Genomic DNA, 21,922 nt, shown 5'->3' with positions numbered 1-21,922 from the left:
GTATACATATGGGGATTGAGTCGCTCAATTTCAACTCTGGTATGGATTGTGCTGGCCGGAATGCAAATCGGTGAAAACGTTCATACCGGCCAGAAATTCCCTTTTGTGGCAGCTTTGCATCCCACTGGTGTTTGCGTTATCGGACGAGGATGAAACTGATTATCGATACAGACCCCGGCATCGACGACGCAATGGCCATTGCCTATGCCGCCGCTGCGTCCGAAATTGACCTGATCGGCCTGACCACCGTGTTCGGCAACACCCATGTGCATCAATCCAGCCGCAATGCGCGGTTTCTGGTGGACAAACTAGGGCTGGGCATTCCCGTGGCCCAAGGCGCGCCATTCGCTTTGGGAGAGACCACGCATTCACCTTCGGAACATGTGCATGGCCCCGAAGGTTTTGGTGACCTGACCAAGATTGATGAGATCGGTGAAAACCACGCCCTGTCCGCCGCAGAGTTTCTGGTCGACATGGCGCGCACCCATCGCGGTGAACTGGTTGTATGTGCGGTTGGGCCATTGACCAATATCGCTGATGCCATGCGATTGGACCCCGAGTTTGCGGACAATCTTGGCAAGCTCGTTATCATGGGTGGTGCTGTATTCTGCCCGGGCAACATCACCGAACATGCCGAGGCGAATATCTATCACGATGCCAAAGCTGCAGACGAAGTCTTTGCCGCGCCGCCGCCTACGATTCTGGTGGGATTGGATGTGACTCTGAAAACGCTCTACGAGACCGCTGATTTTGAGGCGCTCGCTGAACGTTCCCCTGACATGGGTGGTTTTCTGCGTGATATCTCGCGCTTCTATTTAAAGTTCTACAAAGAGATCGGTGGGCTTGAAGGGTGCGGACTGCATGACTCGACTGCCGTTATCGCCTGCACCCATGAACCGATGTTCGAAATGGTCGAAACGGGTTTGCAGGTGGCGTTGGACGGGGCTGAGATCGGTGCGACTCGTCCTGACCCTGCACGGCCACCAGTGCGAGTGTGCCGGGATGTCGATGGGGCAGGGGTGGTGCGCCTGTTTACGGACCGTGTAGCCTCGCTGCCCTGACGGGTTGCAATGCCCTTGCAGATCGGGCAAAGCCTGCCCGGTTCAGCGATCCAAGGCGTTACCATGACCCAGCGATTTTCTTTCAACCTGAAAGCCACCGATGGCAAGGCCCGCACAGGCGTGATCAACACGCCGCGCGGTGAGGTGCGAACGCCGGCGTTCATGCCTGTGGGCACAGCCGCGACCGTCAAGGCGATGATGCCGGAAAGTGTGCGCGCCACGGGTGCCGATATTCTGTTGGGCAACACCTATCATCTGATGCTGCGCCCCACGGCCGAGCGGATTGATCGTTTGGGAGGCCTGCACAAATTCATGAACTGGGACCGCCCCATCCTGACGGATTCGGGCGGGTTTCAAGTGATGTCGCTGGCGGGTTTGCGTAAACTGACTGAGAAGGGCGTGACCTTTAAATCTCACGTCGATGGCTCGAAGCACGAATTGACGCCGGAACGGTCGATGGAAATCCAACGCCTTTTGGGCTCGGACATCGTCATGTGCTTTGATGAATGCCCTGCGCTGCCCGCCGATCGCGACCGTATCGCCGAGTCCATGCGCCTTTCGATGCGGTGGGCCGCGCGGTCGCGCGAAGCGTTTGGAGACCGCCCCGGACATGCCCTGTTTGGGATCATGCAGGGCGGGCTGGAACAAGATCTTCGGGAAGAAAGTGCCGAGGCACTTAAGCAGGTCGGTTTTGAAGGCTACGCCGTCGGCGGCCTTGCCGTGGGTGAGGGGCAGGAGGCCATGTTCAGCTGCCTTGACTATGCGCCTGACTTCTTGCCCCAGGATAAACCGCGTTATCTGATGGGCGTAGGCAAGCCTGATGATATCGTAGGTGCCGTTGCACGCGGGATAGATATGATGGATTGCGTTCTACCTTCGCGGTCGGGTCGCACCGGGCAGGTGTTCACGCGTTACGGTGTGGTCAATATCAAGAACGCCCGCCATGCTGACGACCCACGCCCGCTGGATGAGAACTGCACATGCCCCGCGTGTTCAAGTTATTCTCGGGCCTACTTGCATCACGTGTTCCGCTCGAACGAGATGATCTCGGGCATGCTGCTGACTTGGCACAATCTGCATTACTTTCAGGAAATCATGCAGGGAATGCGGGGCGCGATTTCACAGGGCACATTCGCAGAGTGGCAATCGCAATTCCACTCGCTTCGGGAGCAAGGCGATATTGAACCGCTGTAGATTGTGGCCATTGCGGTGACAAACGCGGTATTTTTTGCTATACTGTTCGCGCATTATTTACCATTTTCATTTGTTTTGTTCAGGAGGATTCAATGCCTCGCTTTATTGTTTCTATCGCAATCGTTCTTTGCGCATCGACATCTCTTGCGGATGTCTGGACCTTCGAAACCCCGTCCGAGAATATTCAGTGTGTCGTCGGGCAGGGGGCGAGTGTTTCGGACCTGTCTTGCACTATAATTGAGCGGAATGGTGCGCCTGCGTTCCCGCGCCCGGCGGATTGTCAGTCGGACTGGGGACATGATTTTTTCATGACCAATACGGGCGCCGTCCGCATGCTGTGCCAACCAGTCAGCCATAACCGGGATGGATTTGACCGTGCAGACTACGGCGTAACCGGAGAGTTTGGCGGGTTCGTTTGCCATTCCTCGAAAAAGGGCTTGGAATGTAGAAACGAAGTCGGTCATGGCTTCTTTTTGTCCCGAGCTAAGCAGAGGGTGTTCTGATCCACGCTGGATGATTTGTTGCCCGTTTTAATGCTGGGTTCGCTAAAATCGGTGGATATGTCTGTCGGATGCCTTGAAGTCCCCAAATCATCCGGTCATGCTGCATCACGACAAATGACGATGAGGTTGAAATGGGGGAACAGGTGCCCCACCTTTATCGTCCAAGACAGGAGATGGCCAAAGGTTGCCTGAATCAGGGACCAGCGCCGTCTTGCCAATGATAAGGATAGAGCATGCAAGAGCCTCTGAATTCCTCATACCCCGTCCTGCCGCTGCGCGATATCGTGGTCTTCCCACATATGATCGTGCCGCTGTTCGTGGGCCGTGACAAATCGGTCCGCGCCCTGGAAGAGGTGATGCAGGATGACAAGCAAATTCTGTTGTCCAGCCAGATTGATCCTGGTGAGGATGATCCGGAAATCGACGGTATCTACCGCTCGGGCGTTCTGGCCAACGTGCTGCAACTGCTGAAACTGCCCGATGGCACCGTGAAGGTGCTTGTCGAGGGGCAGGCGCGGGTGCAGATCACGGAATTTCTTGAAAACGATCAGTTTTTCGAAGCGCGCGCCGAGTATCTGACCGAGATTCCGGGCGATGTCACCACGACCGAAGCGCTGTTGCGCACCGTCGCGGACGAGTTTGAGCGCTATGCAAAAGTGCGCAAGAATATCCCCGAAGAGGCGCTGGCCGCCGTCGGTGAAACCACCGAGCCTGCAAAGTTGGCCGACCTTGTGTCAGGTCATCTGGGCATCGAGGTTGAACAGAAACAGGAACTGCTTGAGACGCTCTCGGTGAGCGAGCGGCTTGAGAAGGTCTATGGCCTGATGCAGGGCGAAATGTCGGTTCTGCAGGTCGAGAAAAAGATCAAGACCCGCGTCAAATCCCAGATGGAGAAGACGCAGCGCGAGTACTATCTGAATGAGCAGATGAAAGCCATTCAGAAGGAGCTTGGCGATGGTGAGGACGGCAGCAACGAAGTTGCCGAACTGGAAGCCAAGATCAACGAGACCAAGCTGTCGAAAGAGGCGCGCGAAAAGGCCGAAGGTGAGCTGAAAAAGCTCAAGAACATGTCGCCCATGTCGGCTGAAGCGACCGTTGTGCGTAACTATCTGGACTGGATCCTGTCACTGCCGTGGGGCACCAAATCTCGCGTTAAAAAGGATCTGGGTCGCGCGCAGGACATTCTGGATGCCGATCACTATGGACTTGAGAAAGTCAAAGAGCGGATCGTCGAATATCTGGCGGTTCAACAGCGCTCGAAAAAGCTGAAAGGCCCGATCCTGTGCCTTGTTGGCCCTCCGGGTGTGGGTAAAACCTCGCTGGGTAAATCGGTCGCAAAAGCCACGGGGCGCGAATTCATTCGCATCTCGCTGGGTGGTGTGCGCGACGAATCTGAGATTCGTGGCCACCGTCGGACTTATATCGGGTCGATGCCCGGCAAGATCATTCAGGCGCTGAAGAAGGCGAAAACCACAAACCCTCTCATCCTGCTCGATGAAATCGACAAGATGGGGCAGGATTTCCGTGGCGATCCAGCCTCGGCGATGCTGGAGGTGTTGGACCCGGAACAGAACAACACGTTCATGGATCATTATCTTGAGGTCGAGTATGACCTGTCCAACGTGATGTTCCTGACCACGTCTAACAGCTACAACATGCCTGGGCCTCTGCTAGACCGGATGGAGATCATCCCACTGGCTGGTTACACCGAAGAGGAAAAGAGCGAGATCGCCAAGCAACACCTGATCGACAAACAGGTCAAAAACCATGGTCTGAAAGCCAAGGAGTTTGAGCTGACCGATGAGGCGCTACAATCGATCATCCGCACGTATACCCGTGAGGCGGGTGTGCGGAACCTCGAACGCGAAATCGCCAAAGTGGCGCGGAAATCGTTGACCAAGATCATCAAGAAAGAGGCGGAGACCGTAAAGGTGACGCCCGACAATCTGGATGATTTTCTTGGAGTGCCCAAGTTCCGTTATGGCTTGGCTGAACAGGACGATCAGGTTGGTGTAGTCACTGGCTTGGCCTGGACTTCGGTCGGTGGTGATCTGCTGCATATCGAGGCTCTGAAACTGCCCGGCAAAGGGCGGATGAAGACCACTGGTAAGCTGGGCGATGTGATGAAGGAATCGATCGACGCGGCGTCGTCTTACGTCCGATCAATTTCGCCTCAGATCGGGGTTAAACCGCCGCAGTTCGACAAAATCGATATCCACGTGCACGTGCCCGATGGTGCGACGCCAAAGGATGGTCCGTCTGCGGGCTTGGCTATGGTGACCTCGATTGTTTCGGTCCTGACCGGTATTCCTGTGCGCAAGGACATCGCCATGACAGGCGAGGTTTCGCTGCGCGGCAACGCGATGCCGATTGGCGGGCTGAAAGAAAAACTGCTGGCTGCCCTGCGTGGCGGGATCAAGACCGTCCTCATTCCCGAAGAGAATGAAAAGGATCTGGCAGATATCCCCGACAACGTGAAAGAAGGGCTGGAGATCATCGCGGTCAAACACGTCTCGGAAGTACTGGAGCAAGCGTTGATACGTAAGCCCGATTCAATTGAGTGGGATGAGGCCGCTGAAGAGGCCGCTGCCGCTGCCGCCAAGGCGGCCGAAGGGGCAGGACCGTCGGCAACAGCCCACTAAGCCTGAAACAGATTAATTAGAAAGGCGGGGTCATTTCCCGCCTTTTTTTTGTTCAAAGTCCAATGACAGGTTTGGCCGGGTCCAGCACCTCTTCGTTTTCGATGTAAGCCTGGAATTTTTTGTCCGACAGCGCCGAGCGTACGGCGAGCGCAAAAATCACCGCCGAAAATGCCGCACACAACACAATGTCCCAACCAAACGGGATCTGCTTTTGCGCGCCTTCTCCAAACTGACCCATGTAAGAGATCAGCCCCAAACCACAGAAATAGGGCATCAGCCAAAGCGCCTCGGTTGCGTCCATTTCATCGAGCCGATTGTGAAAGCGGATCAGCAGCAGCGCCATGCCGATGAGCAGTGCAATTCCCAGCCTCCAGACCGTGTCCCATCCGCTCCAGTAGACGATCAGGGTTGAGATCGCGAAGGCCGTGAGCCCGACAAGTTTGACGGCGGGAATACGGATTGAGCGCGGGCGGTCAGGCATCAGATCACGTAAGCACACCACGGCGATTGGGCCGACCGCGAATGAAAGCACAATGGCGGCCCCGTTCAGGGCGATTACGGTTGCGAACGGGACCGTCAGTAAAAACAGAGTGCCAATCAGAAAGTTGAGAGCCAAGGCCCAAAGCGGTACTCCGAACGATGACAAGATCTGCAAACGTTTCGGCAGGAACCCGTTTTGCGACAGGGCCAGAGCGATACGAGCGTTCGATCCTGTTGCAACCAACCCATTGCCAAACGGGCCGATGACCGACCCGACGTTCAGCAAGCTGAGGAACCACAATATCCCGACGGACATGATGACGCCATCCAACGGACCTTGCCCACCGAAGCTGAGACTCGCCCAGCCATCGCGGATCATTGTGGGATCAAGCGCGCCGATAAAGGCCACCTGTAATCCAAGGTAGATCAGGGCACATAATACAATGGACAGAACCAGAGCAGCCGGGATGTCGAATTTTGGGTTTCGAACTTCTCCCGCCATATCAACAACATGTCGGAAACCTATAAAGGAAAAGATCACTCCACCGGTTGATACTGCGGCCATGATGCCTTTCAGGCCGTAGGGGGCGAAACCGTCAGGTGCGGAGAAATTCTGCACGTCAAAGCGGGTCGCGATCAACAACACGGACAATACTATCGGAATGGCAATCTTGGCCCAGGTCAGCGTTGCATTTACCTGTGCAAAAAATTTTACGCCCAGTGCGTTCACAGCGACGAACAGCAACATGAACAGCAAGGCGACCGAAACACCAGCGCCGGTCAGTTCGCCGGTATCTGCGGCGTGGAGCCATGACGCGTAGGGCGCGAGGTATTTAAGCATGGCTTCAACTTCGATCGGAGCGGTGGTGTTGTAGCCAATCCAGGCCGTCCATCCCATCGCCATCGACACGATGTTGCCGTGTGAGAACTGAGGGACGCGTGCGATTCCGCCTGGGATAGGTAACATCGCTGAAATCTCGGCGAATGTTATTGCCAGTATGAACATCGCAACGGCGCCAATAATCCAAGAAAGAACCGCGGCGGGGCCTGCGTGTTGCACGGCGAGTAGGGGGCCGAAAAGCCAGCCTGACCCAATGATTCCTCCAACCGAAATGAAGGTCAGGCCGACCAGGCCAATTTCCCGCTTCAGTTTCGCCATGTTATTTCTCGCCCAAAGAGGGGTGCCTTATTGGTGGCTATGACATCAGGATAAGCAGGCCACGGGAAACATGGCAAGTGCCACATATCATGCAGAAAATTCGTGAAAACGAGGTCTGCCCGATTCATCTTCTAAATCCTGCTGGGCGTGTTCTTCGAAACGCGATCGCCGGCAATAGGTATTTGAAGTGGAATCGACTCGGAACATGAGGCACGCTGGTCGTCTGTGCCAAGGTAGGAGAACCCAGGATGCCTCTGTACAATGATATGTTCGAGCTTTCGGTCGAAGATATGGATATAATCGAAGAGGCCATGCGTCATGCCATAGCTTCCAGATCGAATGTCCCTGTTGACGAGAGGGTAGAAGAAAGGGAAACCCGTGAAGACTTTGTGCGCAAGGCACACGACCTTCTGGGGCGTCTGCATGACCAAAAGGTTTTTTATCGTCCTAAATCCGGCGTGTATGTCGGTGGATAACAGCATTGTGCTCGCAGCGTTGAACTAAATGGTTCCAAAACGCTTCAACTATGTCGCATAAGCATTTGAATAATATGGTGGGTGATAAGAGATTTGAACTCCTGACATCTTCGATGTGAACGAAGCGCTCTACCACTGAGCTAATCACCCATAGCGGCGTTTGATACAGCGGCTTGTGTTTCGCCGCAAGTTCAAAGCGTTCAAATTGCAGCGCGTCAGACGAAATCCGGTTTTCACACATTGCCCGCCAAGTCGGATAGATCGGAAAAAATCAGGTTCGAGCAAAAAACTTGAAAACGCCGCTTGACGATGCCGGGGTGTAGCCATAATACACCCCAACGTTCAGAGATGAACGGGCAGTGGGCGGTTGTAGCTCAGTTGGTTAGAGTACCGGCCTGTCACGCCGGGGGTCGCGGGTTCGAGCCCCGTCAACCGCGCCATCGCTGCCAGCCTTTGATCCGGGCAAACGGATCGCACATAGACCCTAAATGCGCGGTTGTAGCTCAGTTGGTTAGAGTACCGGCCTGTCACGCCGGGGGTCGCGGGTTCGAGCCCCGTCAACCGCGCCATTTTCCTTCGATTTAGAAAGTCATACGCCCTTGTGGGCGTTTTTTTGTGCCGACATCTTACTGATCTTATGGTTTATTGCCTGCAAAACATCAGGGGCAAGCAGTGACCAGTCTAAATCGAGTTATCATGGCACGGCGCAGCCGGCAGTGGGTTCGTAGCCTAAAGCCGGAAACACTTGATGTCATTGAGATTTCTGGTTCGTGGGGTAAGCAATTTGGATTTTGCAGCTATGAACAGATTTGGCACAAGCAACATGATATCTGCACCGGACCCGTTCTGGACAAGCAGCAGCAGGTGCGAAAGGTCGATCTGGTTTTGGCCAATCAGGTGTGGGAGCACTTGGATCGCCCGGTTGAAGCCACGCTGAACGTGCTAGAGATGCTAAGGCCCGGAGGGTATTTCTGGCTGGCCGTCCCGTTCTTCATTCCGTTTCACGCTGCTCCGCATGACTGTTCGCGCTGGTCTGCGCGCGGATTGAAAAACCTGCTCACTGAGTGTGGGTTCGACCCGGATCTCATCCGGGCTGAACAGTGGGGCAATCGGCATGCCGCTTTGCGCAATCTCGAACTTGAATGGCCTCCTGTTTATGACCCTGAGACAGACAATTTGGAGAACGATCCCGATTTTCCAATCTGCGCATGGGCTCTGGCGAAGAAAACCAGTGCTTAAGCCGAGTGTCGAAAAATCGCCTGTTCTTACTTTGTTCTAATTTTTTGGTTGGAGACTCAGCCGCTCTCGCCTATCTCTGAGTGACGTTGGTTGTTGGGGGCCTGAATGGCTGAGCTGAAGAATATCGAGGTGCGCGGTGCGCGCGAGCATAACCTCAAGAGCATTGATGTCGACATCCCACGGGATCAGCTAGTGGTGATCACTGGCCTGTCGGGCTCGGGTAAGTCTTCTTTGGCATTTGATACGATCTATGCCGAAGGGCAGCGCCGCTATGTCGAAAGCCTGTCGGCCTATGCGCGCCAGTTCCTCGACATGATGGAGAAGCCTGATGTGGATCACATCAGCGGACTAAGCCCCGCGATTTCGATCGAGCAGAAGACGACCTCAAAAAACCCGCGTTCGACCGTGGGCACCGTAACCGAGATCTACGACTATCTGCGCTTGCTCTTTGCCCGTGCTGGTACGCCTTACAGCCCGGCCACAGGATTGCCGATTGAGGCACAGCAGGTGCAGGACATGGTCGACCGGATCATGACGATGGAGGAGGGCACGCGCGGCTATCTGCTGGCCCCCATCGTTCGTGATCGGAAGGGTGAATATCGGAAAGAATTCCTTGAGCTGCGCAAGCAGGGTTTTCAGCGCGTCAAGGTAGATGGTGAGTTCTATGAATTGGATGAGCCGCCGACACTGGACAAGAAGTTCCGCCACGATATCGACGTCGTTGTCGATCGTCTGGTGGTACGAGAAGGCATGGAAACACGCCTGGCCGACAGCCTAAGGACCGCACTGGATCTGGCGGACGGGATCGCAATCCTCGAAACCGCACCGAAGGAGGGCGACCCGGTACGGATCACATTCAGTGAGAATTTTGCTTGCCCGGTCAGTGGGTTCACCATCCCCGAGATCGAGCCGCGCCTGTTCTCATTCAACGCGCCCTTTGGGGCTTGCCCCGATTGCGACGGGCTTGGGGTCGAACTGTTCTTTGATGAACGTCTGGTCGTGCCGGACCAGACATTGAAACTCTATGACGGGGCACTTGCGCCCTGGCGAAAGGGTAAATCACCATATTTTCTGCAAACGATCGAAGCTATCGCGCGACATTACGAGTTTGACAAGAACACTCCCTGGAAGGACTTGCCCAAGAAAGTCCAGCAGGTGTTTCTGCGCGGGTCTGGTGATGAAGAGATCCAGTTCCGTTATGATGAAGGTGGCCGCGTCTATCAGGTTACCCGAAGCTTTGAAGGCGTCATCCCCAACATGGAGCGCCGCTATCGCGAGACTGACAGCGCCTGGATTCGCGAAGAATTCGAGCGCTATCAAAACAACCGACCCTGCGGCACATGCAAAGGCTACCGTCTGCGTGCTGAGGCGCTGGCCGTCAAAATTGCGGGTTTGCACGTTGGACAGGTCGTCGAAATGTCGATCCGCGAGGCGTTGGCCTGGGTTGAGGATGCCCCAAATCATCTGAGCGCACAAAAGAACGAGATCGCGCGCGCAATTCTCAAGGAAATTCGCGAGCGGTTGGGTTTTTTGAATAATGTTGGATTAGAGTATCTTACGATGTCTCGTTCAAGTGGTACCCTGTCCGGAGGTGAAAGTCAGCGTATCCGTCTGGCGAGCCAGATCGGCTCGGGCCTGACCGGGGTATTGTATGTACTCGACGAGCCATCGATTGGTCTGCACCAACGCGACAATGATCGTCTGCTGGGAACGCTTAAGAATTTGCGTGACCAGGGCAACACGGTCATCGTCGTTGAACATGACGAAGAGGCCATTCGCGAGGCGGATTATGTGTTTGATATCGGTCCCGGTGCAGGAGTGCATGGGGGACAGGTGGTCAGCCACGGTACGCCCGAGCATATCGCCGGCGATGCGGCCTCGATCACCGGTCAATATCTTTCGGGCACGCGCGAGATCCCGGTGCCGGTTGAGCGGCGAAAGGGTAAGAAGCAAAAAGTAGCCGTTGTTAAGGCGACGGGAAACAACCTCAAGAACGTTACGGCCGAATTTCCGCTGGGAAAATTTGTTTGTGTGACCGGTGTGTCTGGCGGTGGAAAATCGACGCTGACGATTGAGACTTTGTTCAAAACCGCCTCGATGCGGTTGAACGGCGCTCGCCAGACACCGGCGCCCTGTGAAACGATCAAAGGGCTAGAGCATCTGGACAAGGTGATCGACATAGATCAGCGACCCATTGGCCGGACTCCACGTTCAAATCCAGCGACTTACACCGGGGCTTTCACCCCGATCAGAGACTGGTTTGCCGGGTTGCCAGAAGCCAAAGCGCGTGGATACAAGCCCGGGCGGTTCAGCTTTAACGTCAAAGGCGGCCGGTGCGAAGCGTGTCAGGGTGATGGCGTCATCAAGATTGAGATGCACTTTCTGCCTGATGTTTATGTCACCTGCGAAACCTGCAAAGGCGCGCGATATAACCGTGAGACGCTTGAGATCAAGTTCAAGGGTAAGTCCATCGCGGATGTACTTGATATGACAGTGGAAGATGCGCAGGAGTTTTTTAAAGCGGTGCCATCGATCCGTGACAAGATGGATGCCTTGGCTCGCGTTGGGCTCGGCTACATCAAAGTTGGTCAACAGGCGACCACGCTCTCCGGTGGTGAGGCGCAGCGTGTAAAGCTCTCTAAAGAACTGAGCAAGCGATCAACGGGTCGAACGCTGTATATTCTGGACGAACCCACAACGGGTCTGCATTTCGAGGACGTGCGTAAGCTATTGGAAGTCCTGCACGAACTGGTCGACCAAGGAAATACTGTTGTTGTCATCGAACATAATCTCGATGTCGTAAAAACCGCCGACTGGATAATCGACATTGGCCCGGAAGGTGGCGATGGCGGAGGTCAGATTGTGGCTGAGGGTACGCCCGAAGACGTCGCTGAATGTGAGCGTAGCCACACTGGGCGTTATCTGAAGCCAATGCTGGATGGGCAAGCCGTAGCTGCCGAATAGGAACAGAGCGAGAGAAGAAAATGCTGCGAATTTTCTTCTCTGTTGCTTCGTAGAGCGCTGCGTTCTTAGGTTGTTCAGTCTCTGGACCGCTTCTCAAATCGCGGTAACATGGCGCTGAAATCGCGACCCAAGCCATTTTCTTGTTCGACAAACTGTTCATATAGCTTTGTCGCAACCTGTCCCATGGGCGTATCAGCGTCCGCACTTTCGGCAGCCTGTTGGCTGAGACGTAGGTCTTTCAACATCAGCTCGGCGGCGAAACCAGGGGTGTAGTTATTGTCGGATGGGCTTTCGGGTCCAACGCCTGGGGCAGGGCAATAGGCGTTCATTGTCCAGCTGTACCCTGACGAGGTGCTGACCACATCGAACATCTTTTGCCGGTCCAGTCCCAGTTTATCGGCAAGTGCAAACGCCTCGCAGGTCGCGATCATCGTCACGCCGAGGATCATGTTGTTGCAGATTTTGGCGGCCTGACCCGCGCCAGCTTCACCGCAGTGAACCGCTTTTTGCCCCATGATTTCAAATAACGGAGCCGCCTTGGCAAAAGCTGCGTCAGATCCACCGGCCATAAAGGTCAAAGTGCCTGCAGCGGCCCCACCAATCCCGCCGGATACAGGTGCATCGACTGATAGCAGACCAGCCTGAGCAGCTTGCTGCGCCACCGCGCGGGCGCTGTCGACATCGACCGTAGAGCAGTCAATCAGAACCGCACCGTCTTGCATTGCCGGGACGACTTCATTGGCCACAGTGCGCAGAATCTGCCCGTTGGGAAGCATGGTGATGACGGCGTCGGCTTCCGCAGCTGCAGCGGCGCCAGAGGACGCCATGGAAACGCCTTCGATGGCGACATCAACTTGATCAAAGCCGATGACGTCATGGCCCGCGCGCGCCAGATTGGCCGCCATCGGGCCGCCCATGTTGCCAAGCCCTATGAATGCGATTTTCATCCCTTACTCCTCTGAAAAGCTTAAAGCATCCGCACCGAGCGGTTGCAGCATCTTGGACACCGCGACTGCAGGCACATCCAAATCAGCAAACTGCCATTTCGGGTTGCGATCCTTGTCGATGATCTGGGCGCGAATGCCTTCCAGAAAATCGCCATGCTTCATCGCGCGATAAGTAAACCGGTACTCCAGATCCAGCGCTTTTTGCAATGTCAGGCCGGTTCCGCGCAGCCGATGCAACATCTCGACAGCACAAGCCATGGAGATAGGAGAGTTTCGCTGCAGGGTGCCGAGAATTTTTGTCGAAAATTCTGTGTCATCGTTGCGCAAGCTGTTCAGGATATCGCCAAGACTTTCTCCGCTAAATAGCCGGTCGATCTCGCCCTGCATTTCAGCCAAGGGGCTATCCGGTGCGGGCACTGCATGCTCATCCACCAGTTCCGCCCGTCCAGAGGCTTCCAACTGGTCTATCAGCCCCGCCCAATGCTCTTGGGGAATGAAATGGTCGGCAAACCCGGCATAGATCGCATCTCCGGGCCCCATGCGGTGGCCGGTGGTGCCCAGATACTCGCCCAATCGCCCCGGCGCCAGCGCCAACATCAGCGATCCGCCCACATCAGGAACCAGCCCGATTGAGCATTCCGGCATCGCGATCTTTGAGCTTTCTCCAACCACTCGATGGCTGCCATGGCACCCGATGCCAACCCCGCCACCCATGGTGAAACCTTGCAGGAAGCTGATCACTGGTTTTGAGTACTCAAAAATCAAGGCATTCAGGCGGTATTCGTCGCGCCAAAACGTTTGGCCATAAGCATAGTCCGCCTTGGTGCCGGTCGCATAAAGGTCGGCAATATCTCCGCCAGCGCAAAAGGCTTTGTCGCCTTCGGCATTGAGAATGATCAGATCGACTTGATCATCCTCACGCCAGTTGCGCAGAGCGGTATCGATGGCCATGCACATCTCATAGCTAAGGGCGTTCAGGGCGTGGGGTCGTGTCAGCGTGATGCGCCCGGCTCGGCCTGTGGTGCGAATGTCGATATCAGACATCAAAGACCTCAGCGATTGGAGAGCATCTGGCGCGCAACGATCACGCGCATGATCTCGTTCGTGCCTTCCAGAATTTGGTGCACGCGCAGATCCCGCACCAGTTTCTCGATGCCATAATCCGCCAGATAGCCATATCCACCGTGCAATTGCAGACACTGATCCACGACTTTCGATCCGGTTTCGGTTACGAACTTCTTGGCCATCGCGCAGAATTTTGTGGCGTCCGGTGCGCCCTGATCAAGTTTCCACGCTGCCTGACGCAAGAATGTGCGCGCCGCCTGTAGCTCAATCTCCATATCTGCCAGTCGGAACTGCAGCGCCTGAAACTGATCGATCGATTGTCCAAAGGCCTTGCGCTCGGACATATACTGCAACGTCATGTCCAGACCGTTCTGAGCTGCCCCCAGCGAGCAGGAGGCGATGTTCAGGCGGCCACCGTCCAGCCCCATCATCGCGTATTTGAAACCGTCGCCTTCAGCCCCGACCAGATTGCTGGATGGAATTTTACAATCGTCAAACTGAACTTGCGCGGTTGGCTGGCTTTTCCAACCCATTTTTTGTTCCAGACCACCGAAACTCAGGCCCGGCGTGCCGTCTTCGACATAGACGGTAGAGATTCCTTTAGGGCCGTCTTCACCCGTGCGAACCATGCAGACATAGGCATCCGAATAGCCGCCGCCGGAAATGAACGCTTTTGTGCCGTTGAGCGTGAAGCCTTCATTGGTCCGTTCAGCGCGCGTTTTCAGCGCCGCAGCGTCCGATCCCGATCCGGGTTCCGTCAGGCAGTAGCTGAGGACGGTTTCGAGGCTGAGGATACTTGGCATAATGCGGGACTTCAGATCGTCACTGCCAAAGCTGTCCAGCATTTTGGCGCACATGTTGTGAATCGACAGGAACGCCGCGACCGAGGGACAGGCCATCGATAGCGCTTCGAACACCAGTGTCGCATCCAATCGCGTCAAACCCGAACCACCAGCCTCTTCCGAGACATAAAGTCCACCAAATCCTAGTTCGCCGATTTTGGGCCAAAGCTCTTTGGGGATGGTTCCGTCTGCTTCCCACTGACGCGCGAAGGGGGCGATGTGGTCTTGGCCAAAGGCGTAGGCCATGTCGAAAATGGCCGTTTGTTCTTCGGTCAGCGCGAAATCCATGACGTGTGCTTCCTGATGGCTATAGAATTGAACGAGCGTTTTATTCTTCAATCCTTACAGAAATTTTTCAATGACGGCAAACCCGGCGATTTAGGGGATTTCTGGACGGTGAGGTATACTGCGGGAATTCTGCTTTCTTGATCATTACGGAGTATTCTTATGTCGTCACACAAGCTTGCTGTTATCGCGATTCACGGCATGGGCAGCCAGTACAATCCTCAGAACCAGCCCCCATCCACGACCCCAACGTTTTCCAAAGGGCTGAAACGACGCGTATCGAACCGGGTCGGCGCGGATATGGATGATGTGATCTGGCACGAGGTGGTCTGGGCACAGATCCTGCAAGGGCGGCAAAAGGCATATCTGCGTAAGGTCAACCGCAGCCTAGGATACGACAAGCTGCGCGAGTTTGTAGTGTGCAATCTGTCGGATGCTGCTTCTTACCGACCAACTCCGGATGATGGCGATAAGATCTATGAGGCGATCCACAAGAAAATCGAGAATGTGATGGGGGTCGTCAAATACCAGGTCGGACCACAGGGGCCTGTACTGATCCTGGCGCATTCGCTGGGTGGGCACATAATGTCGAACTATATTTATGACATGCAAAGACATCTGCGTCAGGGTGGTTCACCGGTTCACCCGACAGATGTTGAAAACATGAAAACCGTTGCTGGCCTCGTGACGTTTGGGTGCAATATTCCGATTTTTCTGTTCGCATATCCCGAGAATGAGATTTTTCCGATCATGGCCCCGAACCGCGCGCTGCCGCCTGCGTTGCAGTTTTCGACCTGGTGGCGAAACTACTATGACAAGCATGATGTTTTGGGTTTTCCTTTGGGCAAAAGCGCGCCAAGCTATGAACAGCTCGCTCAAAGTGGGGCCTTGAAGGATAAGCCGATCAATGCGGGCAAAATCTTTACGTCGTGGAACCCGCTTTCGCATAACGGATACTGGACGGATCGCGATTTGTATGAACCCGTAGCGGACCGGATCAAGGAGATTTTGGCGGCGGTTTGACTTTATAGGTCGGCGTGAAATTCCTCGATCAGGTGCTTGACCACCGCCATGCCCGGATCATCCCCGCGCGCTAAAGCTTCAGCGTAAACACGGCGTTGGCGGGTGGCGGAGGTGCCATTTTCTGCGATCTGCCGAAGTCGGGCGAGTTCGGTCATGGTGCCCAATGCCTCGGTGTCTTCGGCCAACATGCCCATCAGCTCTCCGATCAGTTCAGCCATCGGCTTGATTGAGCGATCACCGAAATCGATCAGACCTTCGCCCACACCGTAGCGCTGCGCGCGCCAACGGTTTTCGCCGATCAGAAACTTATCATATTGCCGCCAACGAAGATTGCGGTCTTTCAGGCGGCACAGCATCCGGGTCAGCGCCTGCACTAGCGCTGCAAGCGAAAGCGTATGTTCAAGCCTTGGCTGTACGTCCATGATGCGTGTTTCTAGGGTGGGGAACCGGTGAGATGGACGTAGGTCCCACCAGATCTTCGAGGTGTCCTCGATCACGCCGAGTTCGACCAGCACGCCAGTGGTGCGTTCGTATTCGCCCCAACTGCCGAACACCGGGGGCAGACCGGTCCGGGGCAGATTGTCGAACACGGTGAGCCTATAGGAGGAAAGCCCGGTATCTTCGCCGTTCCAATAAGGAGACGAGGTCGACAACGCCAGCAGATGGGGCAGAAAGTAAGAAAGCTGGGGTACCAGGTCGGCGCGCAAGGCTTGATCTTCGACGCCCACATGCACATGCATTCCGCAGATCAGCATCCGCCGCGCCACGCCGCCCAAAGCATGCTGCAGGGCGTCATAGCGTTCTTTCCGTGTATGGTGCTGGTCTTTCCAGTTCGCAAACGGGTGGCAAGAGACCGCGATCGGAGCCAAATTATACTCGGCTGCACGTTTTGAAACACAAGAACGCAGGCGCTTTAGATCTTCGCGCGCCGATCTGATCGTAGCATGTGGGCGGGTCCCGACTTCGATCTGGCACTGCAGAAATTCCGGGCTGACCTGGCCTTCGAAATCTGCCTGACAAGCTTCCATCAATGCTGCGGGCGCCTCGGCGAGCTGCAGACTGTCTTGATCGACCAGCAGGTATTCCTCTTCAATGCCGATCGTGAATTCCTGCTGCATGGCGGCCCTCGTTGGTCAATTCACATCAGTGAATACGGAAATTAGCGTTTTGCCAAGGGTTTGGCCTGTCGGTTCTTGCGGAAGTCCTGCGTGCACAGGTAAAGAGCGGGCGCAACGTAATGTGGAGCCGTCCTCGTGAAACCCAGAAAATTTCCGCAGATCAATGCAGCCCTAGATGAGTTGGGCGTCAAGCTGATCGACAAGGTTACGGAACAGGATGAACGGGCGCGGCTGGAAGCGTTCGAACGGGCAGGGGGATTGACCAGGCCCGCTTATGCCCTGTCGCCGGGAATGGACGGATTCGATATCGCGCAACTTGTCGAAGAGTATACGCGCCATTCCGATGCGCTTGCAGCTTTGAAGGACCCGGCGCGAAACCAAACCGGTTATTACACCGGCAACGGATATTACGATAGCCCGGATGCGGATGCGCTTTACTTGATGATCCGCCGCTTTCAGCCCAAGCGCGTGATCGAGGTCGGCTGCGGGAACTCTACCCGCGTGACGCGGCAGGCGATCATAGATGGTGGTTTGGATACGACGATCACGGCAATTGATCCGTACCCGCGCGCAGATATCGCCCATGTCGTCGATCAGTTTGAGCAGAAGCGACTGGAAGAAGTAGATCCCGCGCTGTTCGATCAGCTTGAGGCTGGGGATGTTCTGTTCATCGATTCAAGCCATGTGGTTCGGATGAGCAACGATGTCGCCCATCTATTCTGTCGGATCATTCCGGCGCTGAAACCCGGCGTTGTCATTCATGTCCACGATGTTTTTCTGCCTTATGAATATCCCAAACGGTTCTTCTATGACTGCCCAGGATGGGGTGAGCAGTACATGTTGCACGCCTTGCTGCAATCCGGTTTCTATTCAATGCTTTGGCCCGGATATTACCTTCAGCAGGATCGCCCCGACGCCGTCGCAGCGCTGCCGTTTCTAGAAGAGGGCCGTGCGCAGAGCATCTGGGTTCAGCTCAAAGAAAATTGATTTCTGTGTGATCCGGTTCGAACCCAGGCCCGTAACCCTTTTCATAACAAGCTGGAGAGGAGTTAACAGCCATGTTCCGCCGCACATTCATGGGCGCTGCCGCCGCATTCGCACTTGCACTGCCCGTCAAGGCACAGGCCGCTGATATCGTAGATACCGCAGTTGCTGCCGGGTCTTTCAACACCCTGGTTGCTGCCGTTCAGGCCGCGGGCCTGGTTGATACGCTGAAAGGCGATGGGCCCTTCACCGTCTTTGCACCCACGGATGAAGCTTTTGCAGCTCTGCCTGAAGGCACTGTTGAAACCCTACTTCTGCCAGAAAACAAGGACCAGTTGGTGTCGATCCTGACCTACCATGTCGTACCAGCCAAAGTGATGTCCGGCGACATTGCAGGAAAGCGCGCGAAGGTTTTGACCGTGCAAGGCGACCGACTAAGCGTGAACGCAAAAAATGGCGTGAAAGTTAATGGTGCCAAAGTTGTGCAGGCCGACATCGAAGCCAGCAACGGCGTCATTCACGTTGTCGACGAAGTGATCATTCCCGAATAAATCTACCACCTTCACGAATACAAAAGCCCCGTTCCTGATGGACGGGGCTTTTTTGTGTTTCGTGTATAAACTCGCCGTTTAGACCAAACGTACCTGAGTACCGACCTTTACCAGCGGATACAGCTCTTCAACGTGCTGGTTATAAAGACCGATACAGCCGGACGAGCTCTGACGTCCAATCTTGCGGGTATCATAGGTGCCGTGAACCAGGTAGGCAGGCCAGCCAAGATACATAGCGCGAGTTCCCAATGGGTTTCCAGGTTCACCACCCTCCATGCGAATTGGCAACGAGGGATCGCGCTCGCGCATTGATGGGGTTGGTGTCCAGCTTGGGTTCTCCGCCTTGCGTGTGACTTTGGTATAGCCGCGCTTGGTCAGCTCTTCGCTCATCGGGACAGAACTGGGGTACAGCTTGTAGGTTCCATCCGGCCCCCAGTAATGAACAGCCCGGCTGGTGATATCGGCCAACAATGCGCCGACGCCCAACTCGTCAAAGTGATCCTGCCAATTCTGTTGCGAGAACGATGAAACGTTACGACGTACTGGAAGCTGCGTGCTGATTGCTTCCTCGGTCTGTGGGAAAGCATCAGTGCTTTGAGCACGCACGATAGCAGGGGCCGCAATCAGCGATGCAGCGCCCAAAAGGGCGTGACGACGGGTAAAACGATTTTGGGACAAGGTTGCCTCCAGGGAGTTATGAGCTGTTCGGATAGTTGAATTACCGATAAAATATTAGTGAATGCCTGCTTTTTCCAGAGGGCGACCTCTGAATTTCTTGTGAGGTACGCGATCAGGCAGCAACTGGCGCATGCACGAAAAAACCCGACCCATGTAGGGCCGGGTTTCCTGATTTGTAAGCTGTATGATCAGTCCATCGCTTTGAAGTTGAACTCGCCACCTTCCTTGATGCCCGACGGCCAGCGCGATGTCACTGTTTTGGTGCGGGTGTAGAACTTGAAGCTGTCCGGACCGTGCTGGTTCAGGTCGCCGAACATCGATTTCTTCCAGCCGCCAAAAGTGTGGTAGGCCAGCGGAACCGGGATCGGAACGTTGATGCCGACCATGCCGATGTTCACACGGCTGGCAAAGTCACGCGCCGTATCACCGTCGCGGGTGAAGATCGCAGTGCCGTTGCCGTATTCATGATCCATCGCCAGTTTCAGCGCCTCTTCATAAGAACCCGCGCGTACGGTTGACAGGACCGGGCCAAAGATCTCTTGCTTGTAGATATCCATCTCGGGTGTGACGTTGTCGAACAGGTGCGGGCCGACAAAGAAGCCGTCCTCATAGCCCTGCAGGCTGAAGTCGCGGTTGTCGACAACCAGCTTAGCGCCTTGCTCAACACCCGAGTTGATCAGGCCAAGGATACGCTCTTTCGCGGCGGCAGTAACAACTGGCCCCATGTCTACATCGTCACCTGCTGTGTAGGGGCCGACTTTCAGCTTTTCGACACGCGGGATCAGTTTTTCGATCAGTGCGTCTGCGGTTTCTTCGCCCACAGGCACGGCCACCGAGATTGCCATGCAGCGTTCGCCAGCCGCGCCGAAACCTGCACCGACCAGCGCATCAGCAGCCTGATCCAGATCGGCGTCAGGCATAACGATCATGTGGTTCTTGGCACCACCGAAACACTGCGCCCGTTTGCCGTTGGCGGTTGCACGAGCATAGATGTATTGCGCAATCGGGGTTGAACCCACGAACGACACGCCCTGAATGATTTCGCTGTCCAGCAGGGTGTCCACGGCCTCTTTGTCACCGTTTACGACTTGGAACACGCCCTTGGGCAGACCAGCTTCGACAAACAGCTCTGCCAGCATCAATGGAACAGAGGGGTCGCGCTCGGACGGCTTTAGAACAACTGCGTTGCCGCAGGCCAGCGCCGGGCCAACGTGCCAAAGCGGCATCATTGCGGGGAAGTTGAATGGCATGATCGAAGCGACCACGCCCAGCGGCTGACGCATCGAATACATATCGATGCCCGGGCCCGCGCTGTCGGTGAACTCACCTTTCAGCATCTGGGGCGCGCCGATGCAGTATTCTATCACTTCCAGACCACGCTGCAGATCACCCTTGGCGTCCGGGATGGTTTTACCGTGCTCGCGGCTGAGAGCCTCGGCCAGCTTGTCCATGTCGCGGTTCATCAAGCCAACCATCGCCATCATAACGCGCGCGCGCTTCTGCGGGTTGGTTGCGCCCCAAGCGACCTGAGCTGCTGCAGCGTCTTCGATCGCAGCGGTGGTCTCGGCGACACTGGCCATCGGGCATTGGTACTGCACTTCACCCGTTGCTGGGTTGAATACATTGTCAAAGCGGCCAGATGTGCCAGCGACATTTTCGCCGTTGATGAAATGGGTCAGGTTCTGCATTGCAAACTCCTCCGGATTAAGTTGCGCGAAGAATAGACTTGCGAAAATCACCTGAACAGAGGCAATATTTCAAATCAGTTTTGCAAAAATGCAAAGGGTAGAGCATGACGCCGAATTGGGATGATTTGCGGGTTTTCCTGGCGGTCGCGCGCGATGAAAGCCTTTCAGGGGCGGGGCGGATTCTCAAGATCGACCCGGCGACTGTCGGGCGCAGAATCGCGCGGCTCGAAGCGGCATTGGATGCGGTGTTGTTCACGAAATCACAGCAGGGCTATGTGTTGACGACTGCGGGACAACGCCTGATGGAGCATGGGCTGCAGGCAGAAGAGGCTATGCGCGCTGCGACTGGTGTCATGTCAGGCTCTGCCAAATCGCTAAGCGGTCAGATCAGAATTGGTGCCCCGGATGGAAGTGCCAATTACCTGTTGCCACAGGTCTGCGCCAAGATCAGCGATGCCAATCCTGATCTCGACATTCAGATCCTGGCGTTGCCGCGCATCATCAACCTATCCCGGCGAGAGGCCGACATGGCGGTAACAGTCAGTGCGCCCACCGCAGGGAAACTGCTGGTGCAGAAGATATCCGACTATCGGCTGCATATGGTCGCAACGAAGGAATACCTGAGTCGTCACGCCGAAATTCGATCCATCGAGGATCTAAAAGGGCATCGGATGATAGGCTATATTCCGGACATGATTTTCGACCGCGAGCTGGACTATCTCAACGACATTGGTGTTGAACGTGTCGCGCTTGCATCAAACTCTGTTTCCGTTCAGCTGCGACAAGTTTCGCTGGGAACAGGGGTCTGCGTGGCACATGATTTCACATTGCCGTTCCATCGGGGATTGCAGAAAATCCTGACGGATCAGGTCAGTCTGACCCGGGGGTTCTATCTGGTCCGCCATCAGGGCGATCAGCGCAATGAGCGGTTGAACCGCTTTGCCGAGGCGTTGACGCGCGGAATACGGGACGAAGTAGCGCGGCTTGAGCGCGAAGCTTCACCTTGACACATTCACACATTCC

The 21,922-nt window shown here is 55.5% G+C and carries 18 protein-coding genes and 3 tRNA genes; 13 read left to right on the top strand and 8 right to left on the bottom strand.

Going from position 1 to position 21,922, the window contains the following annotated elements:
• Nucleotides 1-149 precede the first annotated feature (149 nt).
• From ACR0NM_RS06080 to lon, 4 genes are all read left to right on the top strand, one after another.
• Nucleotides 150-1,061: a nucleoside hydrolase gene (locus ACR0NM_RS06080; protein WP_480613627.1), complete on the top strand. Its 912-nt coding sequence runs from the start codon at nt 150-152 to the stop codon at nt 1,059-1,061.
• Nucleotides 1,062-1,124: 63 nt separating this feature from the next.
• Nucleotides 1,125-2,255: a tRNA guanosine(34) transglycosylase Tgt gene (gene tgt / locus ACR0NM_RS06075; protein WP_480613931.1), complete on the top strand. Its 1,131-nt coding sequence runs from the start codon at nt 1,125-1,127 to the stop codon at nt 2,253-2,255.
• Between the two features lie 92 nt (nt 2,256-2,347).
• Nucleotides 2,348-2,758 carry a DUF6636 domain-containing protein gene (locus ACR0NM_RS06070; protein ID WP_480613625.1) on the top strand — a complete coding sequence of 137 codons (411 nt, stop codon included), beginning with the start codon at nt 2,348-2,350 and terminating at the stop codon, nt 2,756-2,758.
• 233 nt (nt 2,759-2,991) lie between these two features.
• On the top strand, nt 2,992-5,400 hold the full coding sequence (lon, locus tag ACR0NM_RS06065) for an endopeptidase La (protein ID WP_170610440.1): 2,409 nt from the start codon (nt 2,992-2,994) through the stop codon (nt 5,398-5,400).
• Nucleotides 5,401-5,452: 52 nt separating this feature from the next.
• Here the strand turns inward: lon and ACR0NM_RS06060 are convergent, their stop codons facing one another.
• Nucleotides 5,453-7,039, bottom strand: coding sequence for an APC family permease (locus ACR0NM_RS06060; RefSeq protein ID WP_170562901.1), 1,587 nt, complete (start codon nt 7,037-7,039; stop codon nt 5,453-5,455).
• Between the two features lie 248 nt (nt 7,040-7,287).
• Between ACR0NM_RS06060 and ACR0NM_RS06055 the strand changes: the two genes are divergently transcribed.
• Nucleotides 7,288-7,515: a hypothetical protein gene (locus tag ACR0NM_RS06055; RefSeq protein ID WP_170405503.1), complete on the top strand. Its 228-nt coding sequence runs from the start codon at nt 7,288-7,290 to the stop codon at nt 7,513-7,515.
• A gap of 75 nt (nt 7,516-7,590) precedes the next feature.
• On the opposite strand, the gene ACR0NM_RS06050 is transcribed toward ACR0NM_RS06055, so the two are convergent.
• Nucleotides 7,591-7,665: transfer RNA gene (locus tag ACR0NM_RS06050), tRNA-Val, on the bottom strand.
• A 213-nt stretch (nt 7,666-7,878) separates the two neighbouring features.
• Here ACR0NM_RS06050 and ACR0NM_RS06045 point away from each other — a divergent pair.
• From ACR0NM_RS06045 to uvrA, 4 genes are all read left to right on the top strand, one after another.
• Nucleotides 7,879-7,955, top strand: a tRNA-Asp gene (locus ACR0NM_RS06045).
• 52 nt (nt 7,956-8,007) lie between these two features.
• Nucleotides 8,008-8,084: transfer RNA gene (locus ACR0NM_RS06040), tRNA-Asp, on the top strand.
• A gap of 127 nt (nt 8,085-8,211) precedes the next feature.
• Nucleotides 8,212-8,754 carry a methyltransferase domain-containing protein gene (locus tag ACR0NM_RS06035; protein ID WP_480584937.1) on the top strand — a complete coding sequence of 181 codons (543 nt, stop codon included), beginning with the start codon at nt 8,212-8,214 and terminating at the stop codon, nt 8,752-8,754.
• A 105-nt stretch (nt 8,755-8,859) separates the two neighbouring features.
• Nucleotides 8,860-11,718, top strand: a complete 2,859-nt coding sequence (gene uvrA / locus ACR0NM_RS06030; protein ID WP_170662441.1) for an excinuclease ABC subunit UvrA — start codon at nt 8,860-8,862, stop codon at nt 11,716-11,718.
• Nucleotides 11,719-11,792: 74 nt separating this feature from the next.
• On the opposite strand, the gene mmsB is transcribed toward uvrA, so the two are convergent.
• The 3 genes from mmsB to ACR0NM_RS06015 are packed head-to-tail and all read right to left on the bottom strand — an operon-like array spanning nt 11,793 to nt 14,860.
• Nucleotides 11,793-12,665 (bottom strand): 3-hydroxyisobutyrate dehydrogenase, encoded by an 873-nt coding sequence (gene mmsB / locus ACR0NM_RS06025; protein WP_480613622.1) that lies wholly within the window; start codon nt 12,663-12,665, stop codon nt 11,793-11,795.
• A gap of 3 nt (nt 12,666-12,668) precedes the next feature.
• Nucleotides 12,669-13,709, bottom strand: a complete 1,041-nt coding sequence (locus tag ACR0NM_RS06020) for an enoyl-CoA hydratase/isomerase family protein (RefSeq protein ID WP_480613620.1) — start codon at nt 13,707-13,709, stop codon at nt 12,669-12,671.
• An 8-nt stretch (nt 13,710-13,717) separates the two neighbouring features.
• A complete protein-coding gene (locus ACR0NM_RS06015) occupies nt 13,718-14,860 on the bottom strand; it encodes an acyl-CoA dehydrogenase family protein (RefSeq protein WP_170421396.1) in 1,143 nt (380 codons plus the stop codon).
• A 159-nt stretch (nt 14,861-15,019) separates the two neighbouring features.
• Between ACR0NM_RS06015 and ACR0NM_RS06010 the strand changes: the two genes are divergently transcribed.
• On the top strand, nt 15,020-15,880 hold the full coding sequence (locus ACR0NM_RS06010; protein ID WP_170393198.1) for a hypothetical protein: 861 nt from the start codon (nt 15,020-15,022) through the stop codon (nt 15,878-15,880).
• Nucleotides 15,881-15,882: 2 nt separating this feature from the next.
• Here ACR0NM_RS06010 and ACR0NM_RS06005 read toward each other — a convergent pair whose 3' ends face one another.
• Nucleotides 15,883-16,998 (bottom strand): carboxylate-amine ligase, encoded by a 1,116-nt coding sequence (locus ACR0NM_RS06005; RefSeq protein ID WP_170510546.1) that lies wholly within the window; start codon nt 16,996-16,998, stop codon nt 15,883-15,885.
• 135 nt (nt 16,999-17,133) lie between these two features.
• Between ACR0NM_RS06005 and ACR0NM_RS06000 the strand changes: the two genes are divergently transcribed.
• Nucleotides 17,134-17,985 carry a class I SAM-dependent methyltransferase gene (locus ACR0NM_RS06000; protein ID WP_480613618.1) on the top strand — a complete coding sequence of 284 codons (852 nt, stop codon included), beginning with the start codon at nt 17,134-17,136 and terminating at the stop codon, nt 17,983-17,985.
• 71 nt (nt 17,986-18,056) lie between these two features.
• The gene (locus tag ACR0NM_RS05995) at nt 18,057-18,533 is read left to right on the top strand and encodes a fasciclin domain-containing protein (protein WP_170393195.1); all 477 of its coding nucleotides are present in this window, start codon (nt 18,057-18,059) and stop codon (nt 18,531-18,533) included.
• Nucleotides 18,534-18,611: 78 nt separating this feature from the next.
• On the opposite strand, the gene ACR0NM_RS05990 is transcribed toward ACR0NM_RS05995, so the two are convergent.
• Nucleotides 18,612-19,211 (bottom strand): L,D-transpeptidase, encoded by a 600-nt coding sequence (locus ACR0NM_RS05990; RefSeq protein ID WP_170393194.1) that lies wholly within the window; start codon nt 19,209-19,211, stop codon nt 18,612-18,614.
• Between the two features lie 188 nt (nt 19,212-19,399).
• On the bottom strand, nt 19,400-20,899 hold the full coding sequence (locus tag ACR0NM_RS05985) for a CoA-acylating methylmalonate-semialdehyde dehydrogenase (RefSeq protein ID WP_170405524.1): 1,500 nt from the start codon (nt 20,897-20,899) through the stop codon (nt 19,400-19,402).
• 104 nt (nt 20,900-21,003) lie between these two features.
• Here ACR0NM_RS05985 and ACR0NM_RS05980 point away from each other — a divergent pair, with 104 nt between their 5' ends.
• On the top strand, nt 21,004-21,906 hold the full coding sequence (locus ACR0NM_RS05980) for a LysR family transcriptional regulator (protein WP_170625962.1): 903 nt from the start codon (nt 21,004-21,006) through the stop codon (nt 21,904-21,906).
• The last annotated feature ends 16 nt before the right edge of the window (nt 21,907-21,922 follow it).

This window comes from Ruegeria sp. AF2 (assembly GCF_056542025.1).
Note: the sequence above shows the minus strand (reverse complement) of the source record. Positions and strands in the feature narration are given on the sequence as shown.